General features: G+C 43.8%; 16 protein-coding genes. 5 read left to right on the top strand and 11 right to left on the bottom strand.

Annotated elements, in window-relative coordinates; all coding sequences use genetic code 11:
• The first annotated feature begins 162 nt into the window (after positions 1 to 162).
• The 3 genes from AAFN85_RS07540 to AAFN85_RS07550 all read left to right on the top strand — a co-directional run bounded on the left by AAFN85_RS07540 (position 163) and on the right by AAFN85_RS07550 (position 2992).
• On the top strand, positions 163 to 1116 hold the full coding sequence (locus tag AAFN85_RS07540) for a 3',5'-cyclic-nucleotide phosphodiesterase (RefSeq protein ID WP_347526492.1): 954 nt from the start codon (positions 163 to 165) through the stop codon (positions 1114 to 1116).
• A gap of 18 nt (positions 1117 to 1134) precedes the next feature.
• Positions 1135 to 2022: an alpha/beta hydrolase-fold protein gene (locus AAFN85_RS07545; RefSeq protein ID WP_347526494.1), complete on the top strand. Its 888-nt coding sequence runs from the start codon at positions 1135 to 1137 to the stop codon at positions 2020 to 2022.
• A gap of 82 nt (positions 2023 to 2104) precedes the next feature.
• Complete coding sequence (locus AAFN85_RS07550; protein ID WP_347526496.1) at positions 2105 to 2992, top strand: alpha/beta hydrolase-fold protein; 888 nt, start codon at positions 2105 to 2107, stop codon at positions 2990 to 2992.
• 68 nt (positions 2993 to 3060) lie between these two features.
• Here AAFN85_RS07550 and AAFN85_RS07555 read toward each other — a convergent pair whose 3' ends face one another.
• From AAFN85_RS07555 to AAFN85_RS07575, 5 genes are all read right to left on the bottom strand, one after another.
• On the bottom strand, positions 3061 to 3633 hold the full coding sequence (locus tag AAFN85_RS07555; RefSeq protein WP_347526497.1) for a hypothetical protein: 573 nt from the start codon (positions 3631 to 3633) through the stop codon (positions 3061 to 3063).
• A gap of 253 nt (positions 3634 to 3886) precedes the next feature.
• On the bottom strand, positions 3887 to 4147 hold the full coding sequence (locus tag AAFN85_RS07560; RefSeq protein ID WP_347526498.1) for an Ada metal-binding domain-containing protein: 261 nt from the start codon (positions 4145 to 4147) through the stop codon (positions 3887 to 3889).
• Positions 4144 to 4851 (bottom strand): 2OG-Fe(II) oxygenase, encoded by a 708-nt coding sequence (locus tag AAFN85_RS07565; RefSeq protein WP_347526499.1) that lies wholly within the window; start codon positions 4849 to 4851, stop codon positions 4144 to 4146. Before AAFN85_RS07565 ends, AAFN85_RS07560 begins: the two co-directional genes overlap by 4 nt.
• 5 nt (positions 4852 to 4856) lie before the next feature.
• Positions 4857 to 5714, bottom strand: a complete 858-nt coding sequence (locus tag AAFN85_RS07570; RefSeq protein WP_347526500.1) for a methylated-DNA--[protein]-cysteine S-methyltransferase — start codon at positions 5712 to 5714, stop codon at positions 4857 to 4859.
• A 97-nt stretch (positions 5715 to 5811) separates the two neighbouring features.
• On the bottom strand, positions 5812 to 6345 hold the full coding sequence (locus AAFN85_RS07575) for a GNAT family N-acetyltransferase (protein WP_347526502.1): 534 nt from the start codon (positions 6343 to 6345) through the stop codon (positions 5812 to 5814).
• Positions 6346 to 6605: 260 nt separating this feature from the next.
• Here AAFN85_RS07575 and AAFN85_RS07580 point away from each other — a divergent pair, with 260 nt between their 5' ends.
• The gene (locus AAFN85_RS07580; protein WP_347526503.1) at positions 6606 to 7679 is read left to right on the top strand and encodes an NADH:flavin oxidoreductase/NADH oxidase; all 1074 of its coding nucleotides are present in this window, start codon (positions 6606 to 6608) and stop codon (positions 7677 to 7679) included.
• A gap of 119 nt (positions 7680 to 7798) precedes the next feature.
• Positions 7799 to 8218: an OsmC family peroxiredoxin gene (locus AAFN85_RS07585; protein ID WP_347526504.1), complete on the top strand. Its 420-nt coding sequence runs from the start codon at positions 7799 to 7801 to the stop codon at positions 8216 to 8218.
• 162 nt (positions 8219 to 8380) lie between these two features.
• On the opposite strand, the gene AAFN85_RS07590 is transcribed toward AAFN85_RS07585, so the two are convergent.
• The 6 genes from AAFN85_RS07590 to AAFN85_RS07615 form a co-directional block, all read right to left on the bottom strand.
• Entirely contained in the window at positions 8381 to 8785 is a 405-nt protein-coding gene (locus AAFN85_RS07590) for a hypothetical protein (protein ID WP_347526505.1), read from the bottom strand.
• Positions 8786 to 8831: 46 nt separating this feature from the next.
• Positions 8832 to 9224, bottom strand: coding sequence for a hypothetical protein (locus AAFN85_RS07595; protein WP_347526506.1), 393 nt, complete (start codon positions 9222 to 9224; stop codon positions 8832 to 8834).
• 26 nt (positions 9225 to 9250) lie between these two features.
• A complete protein-coding gene (locus AAFN85_RS07600; protein ID WP_347526507.1) occupies positions 9251 to 9700 on the bottom strand; it encodes a hypothetical protein in 450 nt (149 codons plus the stop codon).
• Between the two features lie 64 nt (positions 9701 to 9764).
• Positions 9765 to 10781, bottom strand: a complete 1017-nt coding sequence (locus tag AAFN85_RS07605) for an energy transducer TonB (RefSeq protein WP_347526508.1) — start codon at positions 10779 to 10781, stop codon at positions 9765 to 9767.
• A 43-nt stretch (positions 10782 to 10824) separates the two neighbouring features.
• Positions 10825 to 12231 (bottom strand): D-alanyl-D-alanine carboxypeptidase/D-alanyl-D-alanine-endopeptidase, encoded by a 1407-nt coding sequence (dacB, locus tag AAFN85_RS07610; RefSeq protein WP_347526509.1) that lies wholly within the window; start codon positions 12229 to 12231, stop codon positions 10825 to 10827.
• Positions 12209 to 13645 carry an amino acid permease gene (locus tag AAFN85_RS07615; protein ID WP_347526510.1) on the bottom strand — a complete coding sequence of 479 codons (1437 nt, stop codon included), beginning with the start codon at positions 13643 to 13645 and terminating at the stop codon, positions 12209 to 12211. The genes dacB and AAFN85_RS07615 overlap by 23 nt, the downstream gene beginning before the upstream one ends.
• Positions 13646 to 13745 lie beyond the last annotated feature (100 nt).

A 13745-nucleotide genomic window follows, 5' to 3' on the forward strand; every position in this document is an offset into this window, starting at 1 on the left:
TCGCAAGTTTTTTTGCGAGCGATGCCTCAAAACGCGCTACGTAATTTAACAATTTAAACCTTTGCGGTTCCCTGTTCATAAAAACAGCCTCAATTTTACTTTGATTGTTTGGGCATATCCTTAATTTAGTAGCGTAGCGAACTAAATAACATCTGCCTGAAAATGAACTTCAAACATACACTGCTGCCAATCATCTGCTTTTTATTATTACCTGTGTTTTGTTTGGCGCAGGCCAAAAGTTTTCGGGTAGTTCCGCTGGGTGTTTTAGGTGGTATCGACGAGAGTAACCTTTCGGCTTATATGGTTGCCCCCGCAAACAGTAACAATTATATCTGCCTGGATGCCGGTACGCTCCATTACGGCATTGAAAAAGCCATAGCGAGCACAAGCTTTAATGTACCTGCCGAAGTGGTACTTAAACAATACATTAAGGGCTATTTTATATCGCACTCGCACCTTGACCATCTTGCAGGGCTGATCATTAACTCGCCCGAGGATAGCAGCAAAAATATTTACGCGTTTAATGATTGTATCGAAACCCTCAAATCCCGCTATTTCACCTGGAAAAGCTGGGCCAATTTTGCCGATCAGGGCGAAGCGCCTGCCTTAAAAAAATACCACTATAAAGTATTGGAGCCAGGCGCTGAAACGGCTATCGAAAATACAGAACTCAAGGTACTGGCATTCCCGCTGGCCCACTCCAACCTAACCAGCACAGCTTTTTTGGTAAACAGCAACGATAACTATTTACTTTACTTAGGCGATACCGGTGCCGACGAGATCGAAAAAAGCAGCAACATGCAAAACCTTTGGCAGGCTGTTGCCCCACTGGTAAAAAGTAAAAAACTGAAGGCAATCCTGATAGAAGTGTCCTTCCCTAACGAGCAGCCAGATAAAACACTGTTTGGCCATTTAACACCCAAATGGTTAATGGTTGAGATGGATAAACTTGCCGCCCTGGCAGGCACCGAAAACGTAAAAGGTTTAAATATTGTGATAATACATTTAAAACCGCCTGTTGCCAGCATCAGCAAAATTAAAACACAACTAAAAGCAGCCAATAAATTACAATTAAACCTCATTTATCCACAACAGGGTAAAGCGCTTAACTTTTAAACCTAAAGATCATTGCCCATGAAAACAATAAAAGCCGCTTTGTTTTTACTGCTGATATTTTTTTCAGCCAATTTATTTGCCCAGGTAACCGGCAAGGTACTGGAAGAACAGAGCGTTAAAAGCAAAATTTTAAAGCGTAATGTAAACTATGCCATCTATTTACCGCCCGACTATGGCACAGCACACCGCAGCTACCCGGTGGTTTACCTGCTGCATGGCTATACTGATAACCACACTGGCTGGCTGCAATTTGGCGAGATAAACCGCTATGCCGATAAAGCTATTGCCGATGGCACCATCCCTCCTATGGTTATTGTGATGCCCAATGCCGATTCGAGCTGGTATATTAACTCGTATGATGGCAAGGAAAAATATGAAGACTTTTTTATCAAGGAGTTTATGCCGAACATTGAAAAAACATACAGCATAAAAGCCGAGAAAAAATACCGTGGTGTAGCGGGACTTTCAATGGGTGGTTACGGCACACTGATCTACACCCTTAAATATCCTGAACTGTTTGCCGCAGGTGCTGCTTTAAGCGCTGCCGTTTTTCCGGATGATCAAATTGTTAGTACTCCTGATGATACATGGGAACGTATTTTCGGTCAGCTTTGGGGCCGTGGATTAAAAGGAAACGACAGGCTGAATAAAGCCTGGCAAAGCTATTCGGTTTTAGGCCTGGTACAGAGCAAAAATACGGACGAACTGAAAAACGTGCGCTACTGGATTGATTGCGGCGACGATGACTTTTTAACCAAGGGCAATTGCCTGCTGCACATAGCCCTGATGGAAAAGAAAGTACCACACGAGTTTAGGACCCGCGATGGTGCCCACACCTGGACTTACTGGCGTACCGGAATCACCGATGCCCTGGCTTTTATAGGTGACAGCTTTAGGCAGAAGTGATTTGTTTGATGTGCAGATTTCAGATGTGCAGGTGTGCAAATTGATTGTTTAGGGCTGATATTTAAAAATTGACAGATAACTCATGAATACCATAAAAAGGCTTTTTCTACTCTTCCTCATATTTTTCTCCGGAGCGGCATTCGCTCAGCAGACCGGTAAAGTAATAGAAGAATTATATGTAAAAAGTGATATACTGAACCGTAACGTAAAATACGCCGTGTACCTTCCGGCCGATTACGAAACATCAAACCGTACCTACCCTGTAGTTTACCTGCTACACGGTTACGGCGATGACCATACCGGCTGGCTGCAATTTGGTGAAGTAAACCGCTATGCTGATAAGGCTATAGCCGATGGCACCATCCCCCCGATGATCATTGTGATGCCCGATGCAGGCACAAGTTGGTACATTAACAACTACAATGGCAAGCAAAGCTATGAGGACTTCTTTTTTAAAGAGTTTATCCCCACTATAGAAACCGAATACCGCATCAAAAACAAGAAACAATACCGTGGTGTAGCAGGCTTATCCATGGGCGGCTATGGCACCTTGGTTTATAGCATCAAGCACCCGGATATGTTTTCGGCAGCGGCGGCGCTGAGCGCGGCGGTGCGTAGCGATGACGACTTTATGGCTATAACCGAGGCGCGGTGGAAAGAAGCTTACAGCAACGTAATTGGCCCTAATTTGAACGGCAAGGAACGCCTTAATGCCACATGGCAGGCCAACTCCGTATTAGGCATGGTGCAAAGCAAAACAGCCGACGATTTGAAAAACGTACGCCTTTGGCTTGATTGCGGTGATGACGATGCCTTAAGCAAAGGAAACATATTGCTGCACATTGCCCTTACCGAAAAGAAAGTTCCGCATGAATTTCGCATTCGCGATGGTGCCCACACCTGGACTTACTGGCGTACGGGTATTGTTGACGCGTTGGCTTTTATTGGGGATAGTTTCAGGCAGAAATAAGCCTATTGAATAGCAAGACTTACGAAGTTTAAAAACTTCGTAAGTCTTAGCAAATCTATTTTTCGCTATTACTCATCGCTCAAAATATCAATACAGCCCCTCTTCAATCCTTCCAGCCTGTTATTTAAAGAAGCCAATCCTGCTTTATCACCAATATTATTATAAAGCGTTTTGATCAAAGCAAGCGTGTTATCATCCGGATCGCAGGCCTGGGCTTTTTCCAGCTGGGGCAATGACTTTTTCACTGCATTGAGATAATTAATATCTGTTGAAGGAGTATCCAGCGGCTTATCAACATCCGGGATATTTTTAAGGTAGAGATAGCCCAAAGCCCGATGAGCTACATAATATTGTGGCTGGATAGCAATAACCCGTTCATAAAGTTCGATGGCTTTTACGCTTTGGCTGCCATCTTCATAAAGTTTAGCTGCCGAGTTGTAGAAATTGACGCGTACTCCGGGTTTGAGTTTTAGGGTATCCTTCATCAATTGCTCGGCCAGATCGGTTGCCTTGTCCTCTTCGCCCTGCAAACGTGCCAGATTAAAATCAAGGTATTTATCATATACCTCATCGGCCGTTTGGGCGTTAGAGGTGGCTACGATAAACAGAAGGAGGAATATAAGCAGGGTTTGCCGGAACATGGTTAGGGGTTTAGTTTTTTGAGTATAACGGATAGAAAGAGAATTAAGTACTAATCATGTAATTGCGAATAGATAAAAGTCGAGGTCTTTGAGGAAGATATGACGTTCGCCCATTTGTCATGCTGAGGTACGAAGCATCTTCTTCGCCCTGTATAGCGGCCATGCTTGGTGAAGAAGATCCTTCGTACCTCAGGATGACAAACTCTTTTAATTATTTAACGGATGAACGAAGCAATCGCATGGGGAGATGATATCAAAGCGCCTTCTTCCACCGCTCATAATCCTCCTTCATACACCTCCCGCAAGGCCTAAACCCCGCCCGCACCGCTTCTTCTTCCGAAACAAAGAAAACCCTGTTCGCCACTTTCATGCGTTTTCCCGAGGGGCATTTCAGCAAACCGTAGATCTTTAGCTTAACATTACCGCCAAAGTTTATTTCTCCTGCATCTATCCGTTCCTTTAGCTTCTTGCTCCGCCCAAAATCGGTATCACCTAAATCAGCATGCCTTATCATTTAGCATCGTGAAATATAACGCCCATGCTGTGCCGCTTACCCGCCGTAATTTCGCTTACCCCGTGTTTCATATTTACCCGGTGATAACCTTTTGACCCTTTAGCGGGGCGAAAACTGGTAGTGAATATCAGCATATCACCTTTACCAGGCTTCAATACAATAGCACGCGATTGTTCTCTGGGCTTTTGTTCGGTTAGTACAAACTCGCCGCCCTCATAATCCTCCCCCGGTTCATCCAAAATAAAAACCAGTTGCATTGGGAAAAATACTTCGCCGTAAAGGTCCTGGTGCATGGCGTTGTAACCGCCCTGCTCATATTTCAGGATCAGGGCAGTTGGTTTTACTTGTTCGTGTTGATGGCAAAGGGCTATCAATTCACTGTGGCTCTCCGGAAAAACATGATCTTTACCAAGCTGCTGCATCCAGTTGTTGGCAACCGGGGCAAGGTGCGGGTAAACAGTTTCTCTCAATTGCTGTATCAAACCGGGCAAAGGGTAAGCGAAATATTTATACTCGCCCCTGCCATAGTTATGCCTTTCCATTACAACCGTTTTCCGGTACAACTGATGCTCAGGATACCCTTCTTTTAGCATCTCGCATTCATCAGCCGTTAAAACCTGCTTTATCTGCGTGTAACCTTTTGCATCAAGGTTGGCTGCTATTTTAGTCCAATGCAGGCTATCTATTCTCTGTTTAATTTCCATAACCATTATTGCATATTAACAGGTTCCTGAACTTGTGCTGCTTCCCAGCCTATCATGGCCGTTTTGCGGGTTGGCCCCCAATGGTACTGTCCAAACTCGCCGGTTGATTTGATCACTCTATGGCATGGGATGAGAAACGCTACCGGGTTTGCCCCTATCGCGCTGCCCACCGCCCTGCTTGCTGTTGGCATCTGGATAGTCTGCGAAATATCCGAATAGGTATTCAACCCGCCCATTGGTATTTTTAACAAAGCTTCCCATACTTTAAGCTGAAAGCCTGTGCCTTTAAGGTGCAGCTTAATACCATCCAACTGCGACCAATCTTTTTTAAACACAAACAAAGCGTTTTGCTGTGCCATATCAACCATTTGCCGGTAAGTGGCATTGGGAAACTGAAGCAAAAGCTCATCGAAAGCGTCTTCCCTGTTATCGGCAAATGCTAAATGGCAGATACCTTTTGCAGTTGAGGCCACGATGATATTACCGAACGGACTTTCGGCAAAGCTGTAATTAATTTCGAGGGCTTTGCCACCGTTTTTATATTCGGCAGGTGTCATGCCTTCAATATTGATAAAAAGATCGTGCAGACGGCCTGTGCCTGATAGGCCGGTTTCAAAAGCGGTATCAAACAGGGTTGATCGTTTTTCTTTCAGGATCCCCTTGGCATAATCCAGGCTAAGATATTGCAAAAACTTTTTGGGACTGATGCCTGCCCAATCGGTAAATAACCGTTGAAAATGGAAGGGACTAAGGTTCACCTTTTCGGCAACCTCATCTAAATTGGGCTGATTTTTAAAGTTGAGTTGTATGTAGTTTATTGCCTCGGCAACGCGCTCATAGTTAATTATTTCTTGTGTGCTCATAACGTTAATTATTATTTACACTACAAATGTAGGCAGGCCCCATCGCCCATAAAACCCGGAACTTGCTAACCTGCAATAAGTAAATATAAGCTTTTGCCTACAAGGCTTTGTACATTTTAACAATGGGTAGCACCTCGCCATCGGGCATAGGTTGTTCAATATGTTCGATGGCTTTATAGCCCATAGCTTCGTAAAGTGGCACACCCGGAAGCGTTGCCCCCAGTTGCAGGCTTTTAAAGCCAGCGTGTTGCGCGGCGGCTTCGCAAACTTTCATAATATGGCTACCAATCCCCTGACGCGCATAATCCGGGTGAACAAAAAACGCCCGGATCCGGGCTGCATCCACCTCCGGGTTAAGCAGCGGGTCTTCAACTTCTTTATGCTGATCGCCTCCATAAAGTGTATTGCGCTTACTCCATCCACCGCAGCCAACAGTAACGCCATCCAGCTCGGCCACATAATAAGTACCATCGGTAACCAGCTGGGTATCTACACCAAAAATATATTTAATAGCACTTTCAATTTGCTGAGGGGTATTATAATTCACACTTAACCCACGAACCGACAAAGCTATAAGTTGCTGCAATGCCAGAACATCATCAAAAGTTGCCAAACGGGTAGTAACAGACATAGCGGTAAATGTAATAAACTATAAGAAATCTATCCACCAACAATAACATCCTGCTAATTCCTAAATCAGATAAATCAAGGTTCAAAAAAAACGAAATCAAAAACATCAACAGTCAAAATCGGTGTAATCAAAAATCAATCGGTGTAATCCCCACCCCAAAAAACAATCTACGGTCATTTTCTTTAACCCTATATTTATTTTACAAAAACCCTGCGCCTGTACCGCGTGTTGTTAAGCATATTTGTAAAAAACAAATACATATGTCTGCACTGTTTTCTCCCCTCAAAATAAAAAACATCGAACTTAAAAACCGCATCGTGGTATCGCCCATGTGCGAATACTCGAGCGTTGACGGCTTTGCTAACGACTGGCACCTGGTACACTTAGGCAGCTTCGCTACAGGTGGTGCCGGTTTAATCATTACCGAAGCTGCAGCAGTATCGCCCGAAGGCCGCATTACATTTGCCGATCTGGGGATCTACAAAGATGAGCACATTGAAAAGTTAAAACAGATCACCGATTTTATTAAAGCTCAAGGCGCTGTTGCTGGTATGCAATTGGCGCATGCCGGCAGGAAGGCAAGCCATGAACAACCTTGGGTTGGCGGCAAACAGATCGCATCCGATCAGCCTAATGGCTGGAAAACTGTTTCGGCAAGTGATGTGCCATTTACTGATACTGAAGAAGCACCTATAGCGCTTGATAAAGCAGGTATTGAAAAGGTGAAAGCCGATTTTAAAGCCGCTACTGTTAGGGCTATTGCAGCGGGTTTCGAGGTGATAGAATTGCATGGGGCGCATGGTTACCTGATCAACCAGTTCCTATCGCCATTCAGCAACAAACGCACGGATGAATATGGCGGCAGTTTTGAAAACCGCATCCGCTTATTGTTGGAAATTATTGAAGAAGTTAAACAAGTATGGCCGTCCGAAAATCTGCTGTTTGTCCGCATTTCGGCTACGGAATGGGTTGAGGGAGGTTGGACTGCCGACGACTCTGTTGCCTTGGCCAAAATTTTAAAAGATAAAGGTGTCGACCTGATCGATTGCTCAACCGGCGGCAACATCCCAAATGTTAAAATACCATTAACACCCGGTTATCAAGTTGAATTTGCCGCAAAAGTTAAAAAAGAAAGCGCTATACTTACAGGAGCGGTGGGTTTGATCACCGAACCGCACCAGGCCGATGATATCGTAAAAAATGAGCAGGCCGACCTGGTATTTCTTGCCAGGGAAATGCTTCGCGATCCGCATTTTGCGCTCCGTGCCGCGCATGAACTTGGCGCAGACGCGAAATGGCCGGTACAGTATGAGCGGGCTAAATGGAGTAAGTAATGGAGATGCTCAAAGTCCATTTTCGAGAACGCAAGGCCCCGGCAATTAAAAGAAACAAACAACTATAGATCATTAATCATGATCTGTAAACTAAAAACCATATACAAAAACCACAAACTATGAAACGTACAGCAAACGCGCATTGGAACGGCACATTACAGGCAGGTCAGGGTGAGATCACTACCCAGAGCACTGTTTTAAACAAAACCCAGTATTCATTTAAAACCCGTTTTGCCGATGGCATCGGTACCAACCCTGAAGAATTATTAGCCGCCGCACATGCTGGTTGCTTTACCATGGCTGTTGGCGCCGCCTTAACCCAAGCCGGTTTTACTCCAAATGATCTGACTACCGACGCTATCCTTGACCTGGACATGCAGGCTTTAGAAGTAACCGGCATCCATTTAGAGTTAAAAGGATCAGCTATTGATGGCGTATCTGAAGAGCAGTTTAAACAAATTGCCGAGGGTGCAAAATCGGGCTGTATCATTTCAAAAGCACTTAGCGTGCCAATTACTTTGAGCGTTACTTACGCGTAAGTAGGCGTATGATCAGAAAGCTACCTCTCGGTAGCTTTTCTCTAAAAAACGTCATTGCGAGGTACGAAGCAATCCCCAATATGCAGAGAGGCTATGCAAGTCCGACCTGTAAATAGGGAATTGCTTCGTACCTCGCAATGACGTTTTATTTATTACCCTATACTATTTCTGTATCAACGCCAACAACTCCTGCGGCGTTTCGTAAACCACTCCTTTATAGTTTAGCAGCTTAACACCAACACATAGCGTATCTACAGCCTTGTTGCTGTGGGTGATATAGATCTTGCCTCGCACATCTGGCTCGGTACCATCGTTTACTACTTTAAGGTTGGTTAATAACTGCATAACGCTGTCAATCCCCGGCTTTTTATCAAAGTGTTTTTCTTTTGCTTCGGGGAAGTAGAAGTCAAATTTATTGCAGATCATCCTGAACTGGGTTTGGCGGCCAAGCTCCGTAAATTTAAATTTGATAGCCTGCACATCATCAGCCGGGTTGGTTTTGCTTTTGCACGCGAACAGCGATATGGCAACAAACGCGGAAAATATTACAGCATTGATCTTTTTCATAAACAGGTTTTAATTTGATAGTAAACCTACAAAATATCCGGCTTTTTTAAAGTTCAAATACCGTATCCCGGCTTTCATCTTCAGGAATCTGCAGTAGCAGCGCACTTTCATCTAAGTTGATCTCAAACGGGCAAACTTCAGTATGCCTTTGCTGGCTTTTTACATCCGAGCAGGTGTAATGCCGCTCAACCCGGTACCTTAGAGAGATCTGCCCTTTTTGTGTTTCAACGTCATATACGGCATTGGTTATTTCTAAATCTGCAATCTCAGGCGATCCACCTTCAGCTGCGTGATTAAAGCGAAGATTAAATGTCAGTTTAGCTAAATTAGGTTTCCCTTTACTATCGGGCGTTTTTAATATTTCAGTTATAAAACTAATTACTGAAGCTTGTTCTATACCTATGCTTTTATAGAGGGTATTGGAGAAATAAAAACTCAATTGGGTCATGCAGGCAAAGTTGGCATTTATCGCTTAGAATACAGCACATAAATATCATCATGATAAGATGCCCAGCTAATTCCATCGTCTACCGAACACATATCGATAGCACTTACAAATGTTTGATACTGTGTTTTGCTGTTAAAATGAAAACGGATGCCTAAAGTTTTATTTTGAGTGCGGATCAGAGTTTTAATTTCTGATCTCGCAAAATCAAGTAATGATTGGTCGCCTGCTGTGTTTCCGCTAAAATTAACGGCAATATAACTTCGCGCGTCTTGAAACCGGAACTGATACTTAGCCGGAAGCTTACGGTTCCAGTCATCGTCCATAAATACTACGCTCATGCCATTTAACTTAGTAAAGGCTTTATGCTGATGTAAAAACATGAGGCAAAATACGGGCAATAACAACAGGCTGATCATTCCCGGCGTGTAAGTGATACGCTTGTGCGGTGTTAAGGATAAGATTTTCATAATTAGGCTTATAAGGTTAATTACTAATTATAAAAACGCCCGATTAAAAATTACATTGTACCCGCTACTTACAAAAACGTTTAATTAAACCATTGGCAGAGTAAGTACCTAATTCTTTTGCTTTTTGAAGATCGGTGCACGCATCTGTCGCGTTTCCCTTGGCCAGGTAACAAAATGCCCGTTTATAATAGTATTCGCCTATGTAAGGGGTAAATTTCAAAGCTTTGGTATAATTTATTATAGCAAGATCATAGTCGCCCCTTTTCATGGCCGCATCTGCATTAGGAGCCGGACTCATCTGGCCAAGCATATCCGGCGCAAACGTCCCGAATCTAAATTCATCCTTCATTTGTACGCTAACAGGTTTGCCATTCCGGATAGGCGCGATCCAATGGGTTTTATGTTTTGAAAAAGTTTTGATGTACTGCTTATCAAAATCGGGGTTTACACCTTCAATTATTTTTAAACTATCGGCTACGCCATTTTTATCAATAATAAAAGTTGCGAAAAAGCGGGTTTTAATGGGTGTTTCACTATGCAAATCGCCCAGAGATGTTTGCTCCAACTGGTGAAACGATGTTTCGCTGTTAAAATTTGCATAAACCTTTTCACTGGCGTTAAACAAAGTATCAGCATTTTGTATCCTCACAATATCTTCGGCTGTAATTGGTTCGGCTTTTTGAAACGCGCTTTCGGGCACATAGTACAGTTTAACACAGGCTGGGTCATCCCAGCTATCGTTATTTTGTTGCACCAGCACCATGGTATCGGCAGTAAGCTTTTCAATACGTAGTTGGTTCATAATGAAACCTTTGGCAGTTTCAAACTGCAGGATATCAGCATTAACGCTAAACCTTACCGCTCCTCCCCACTGATCGTACTTTAAAACGATGGTGCATTTATTGGGTTTGGCCAACACCAATTTGGTATAGCTGTATTTGGACAGATCATTATCATAAAGCTCGGTACCATCTTTATAAATAGTACGAACCTTTACCCAATTGCCATAAATTTTTTCGTTGGGCTGCGCGAATAGTGTTATTCCGCTTAGCAAAAGCAGTAGTGTAAAAAGTGGTTTCATTATTTGTGTAGGTTAGGTTGTGTTATTTATTGTTGTAAAGAGCCTATTTCAATTCATCAAGCACCCTGAACATTTTTTCTTTAATTCCGTGGCTCGATCCGCTGTAGTTGTTCACCATGATAGAAAAGCAAAGCTCCCTGCCATTTTTGGTTTGATAACCGGCATAACAAAGCACGCTGTTAATGCTGCCGCTTTTCATTTTCATATCGTTATAAACAGGCAGGCTCGCATACAGATCGGCAAACCAGCTTTCTTTTTTTGCCGATTGCAGGATGCGGGCCAGCGTAAGCGTAGTTACCCTATCGCCGGGCGAAAGGCCGCTGCCATCGTAAATATTAATGCTTTTTGAGTCGATACCGCGGGCTTGCCAAAAAGCCTGCACTACATCAACGCCATTGCCTGTGGTAGGCTTTTTCCCTTGTTTCCAGGCGAGGGTTTTAAGCAATTGCTCGGCATATAGGTTGATACTTTTTTGGTTGAGCCAGTAAACTATTTTACTTAAAGTTGGCGACGATATAGTTGCCAGATTTTTAGCGATAACCGGCAATGGCTGGCCTTTAGCACTTAAAGTAGCAGCTGATTCCGGCTCGTTCCCGATGATGATGCCTAAACTTCTGAGCGTGTCATTTAAGCGCAAAGCAGCATCATAAGCGGCATCCGGCAATGCAGCCGAGATGCTCTTCTTCTCCTGATCGATAGCATAACTCCCACGCAGGTACATCACCTTACTGCCAACGGGTAAAAACGCATAAGCGTTGTCGCCGCTGCCTGCCGGGCCGTTGATGAGTTCGCTTTTGAATGTTAGATATGGAATTGTTGGAACTGTGCGCAGAACGCCTACCGGGTTACCAACTACACCGGTGCGCAGCTTAATATCAAACTGGTTTTCGCGCCAGCAAAGGCCTGATGTGCCCGCACCGTAATAGTTGCCTATATCCTGCCAGATCCAGCCTTCGGGGATGGATTGCGTGCCGAAAACACTATCGTCGCCAATGATCCTGCCGGTTATCTTTTTGATGCCTGCTTTCTGCAAGGCGTCGGCCATGGTGGCCAGTACGCGGTTCTCTTTAGTTTGCTCATAGCGCCAGCTGCCCAGGGTTGGGTCGCCTGCTCCTTTAATGATGATATCGCCATTTAGGGTTCCGTCAGCGCCAATCTCGCCCGAATAACCTAACTGGGTTTGATATTGAAAATCCGGACCAAGAATATTAAAAGCCGTAATGCTGGTGATGGTTTTTAAGGTTGATGCCGTGGCCAAACCCATATTAGGGTTACCGGCAAACACCTGTTCGCCGGTTTTAGCATCCAATACGGTTAGCGATACCGATGCGTAACTGCACTGGCTATCGGCCTGTAAACGGTTAAACGCGTTCGAGATCTTTTGCTGAAGCGTTTGTGCTTCGGCCCATCCTCCAAAAAATAAAAAACTAATTAGCAGTAACCGCTTCATCCTCTTCTTTAACGTTGCGCTGCGAGATATAATATATCGGCACGCCAACTAATACTATTCCCAATCCTATTAAGGTATAATCCTGCTTATAAACGAGCAATAAAATACAGAATGCAATACCCATAATAATATACAAAGCGGGTAAAACAGGATATGCTATAGCCTTATAAGGCCTCTCGGCATCTGGCTTTTTAGCACGTAAAATGAATATTCCTAATATGGTGAGTACATAAAAAATAACCACCACAAACGATATCATATCCAACAGATCGCCATAACGACCGCTCAAACATAACAATGAGGCAACTACGCATTGGATCCATAAGCCAAATTGCGGTACACCAAATTTGTTCAGGTTGCCGGTTTTCTTAAAGAAGACGCCGTCTTTAGCCATGGTATAGTAAACACGCGCGCCAGAAAGGATCAAGCCATTGTTACAGCCAAAGGTGGAGATCATGATCATCACCGCGATAACATAGGTACCCGCGTTACCAAAAATAACGTGCGAAGCGGATACGGCTACCCTGTCTTTATCGGCATTAACAATGTCATGTAAGGATAGTACGCCTGTATAAACAACGTTTGCCATTACGTAGATAAAAGTTACAATGATAGTTCCCCACATCATACTTAAAGCAACATCGCGTTTAGGGTTCTTCATTTCGCCGGCCACAAAGGTTACGCTGTTCCAGGCGTCACTACTGAAGATAGAACCTACCATAGCTGCAGCAATAGCGCCTAAGGCTGTACCTGTGGTGAGCTGGGTGATAGTTCCGTCTTTGGCGAGGTTATGTAAATCCCAGGCATTTGTCCAGTTGGCGTGCCAGATATCGGCTTTAAATGCGAACAAGCCGAAAACTATCAAACCAAATAAGCTGATGAGTTTGGTTAATGTAAACGTAGTTTGGATAAACTTGCCGCCTTTAACACCACGGGTGTTAACGTAGGTAAGGCAAATGATCAGGATGATCGATACAATTTGCGCGGCACTTATTTTTAAAGAACCTATCTGAAAAAGTATATTATCCTCGCTAAAAGCAGGTATTAAATAAGCTGTAAACTTACTGAAGGCTACCCCTACCGCAGCAATAGTACCGGTTTGGATTACCGCGAAAAAACTCCAGCCATATAAAAACGCGGTAAGCTTGTTATAGGCCTCTTTCAGATAAACGTATTGGCCGCCCGCTTTAGGGAACATACCACTCAATTCGCCATAGCTTAAGGCCGCGGTAAGTGTCATAAAACCGGTTATTAACCATATAGCGATAAGCCAGCCTGCCGAACCCACATTGCGTGTAATATCGGCACTTACTATAAAAATACCTGAACCTATCATGGAGCCTGATACCAGCATGGTGCCATCCAGCAGGCTCAGCTCGTGTTTCATTTTTGGTTGCGATGAGTTTTTCGCCATATGTTGTTTTAGGGGTTTAAATCCCTAAACTATTCAAAAAACTTTAATATTGACAGAAAGCTTGCTAAATAAATAAAATTACTATTTTGCAACAACCAAT

The organism is Mucilaginibacter sp. CAU 1740 (assembly GCF_039839285.1).
In the GTDB taxonomy this organism is placed as follows: domain Bacteria; phylum Bacteroidota; class Bacteroidia; order Sphingobacteriales; family Sphingobacteriaceae; genus Mucilaginibacter.

Coding starts and splice junctions, on each gene's coding strand:
- AAFN85_RS07540 (WP_347526492.1), top strand. CDS start 163: ATGAACTTCAAACATACACTGCTGCCAATCATCTGCTTTTTATTATTA.
- AAFN85_RS07545 (WP_347526494.1), top strand. CDS start 1,135: ATGAAAACAATAAAAGCCGCTTTGTTTTTACTGCTGATATTTTTTTCA.
- AAFN85_RS07550 (WP_347526496.1), top strand. CDS start 2,105: ATGAATACCATAAAAAGGCTTTTTCTACTCTTCCTCATATTTTTCTCC.
- AAFN85_RS07555 (WP_347526497.1), bottom strand. CDS start 3,633: ATGTTCCGGCAAACCCTGCTTATATTCCTCCTTCTGTTTATCGTAGCC.
- AAFN85_RS07560 (WP_347526498.1), bottom strand. CDS start 4,147: ATGATAAGGCATGCTGATTTAGGTGATACCGATTTTGGGCGGAGCAAG.
- AAFN85_RS07565 (WP_347526499.1), bottom strand. CDS start 4,851: ATGGAAATTAAACAGAGAATAGATAGCCTGCATTGGACTAAAATAGCA.
- AAFN85_RS07570 (WP_347526500.1), bottom strand. CDS start 5,714: ATGAGCACACAAGAAATAATTAACTATGAGCGCGTTGCCGAGGCAATA.
- AAFN85_RS07575 (WP_347526502.1), bottom strand. CDS start 6,345: ATGTCTGTTACTACCCGTTTGGCAACTTTTGATGATGTTCTGGCATTG.
- AAFN85_RS07580 (WP_347526503.1), top strand. CDS start 6,606: ATGTCTGCACTGTTTTCTCCCCTCAAAATAAAAAACATCGAACTTAAA.
- AAFN85_RS07585 (WP_347526504.1), top strand. CDS start 7,799: ATGAAACGTACAGCAAACGCGCATTGGAACGGCACATTACAGGCAGGT.
- AAFN85_RS07590 (WP_347526505.1), bottom strand. CDS start 8,785: ATGAAAAAGATCAATGCTGTAATATTTTCCGCGTTTGTTGCCATATCG.
- AAFN85_RS07600 (WP_347526507.1), bottom strand. CDS start 9,700: ATGAAAATCTTATCCTTAACACCGCACAAGCGTATCACTTACACGCCG.
- AAFN85_RS07605 (WP_347526508.1), bottom strand. CDS start 10,781: ATGAAACCACTTTTTACACTACTGCTTTTGCTAAGCGGAATAACACTA.
- dacB (WP_347526509.1), bottom strand. CDS start 12,231: ATGAAGCGGTTACTGCTAATTAGTTTTTTATTTTTTGGAGGATGGGCC.
- AAFN85_RS07615 (WP_347526510.1), bottom strand. CDS start 13,645: ATGGCGAAAAACTCATCGCAACCAAAAATGAAACACGAGCTGAGCCTG.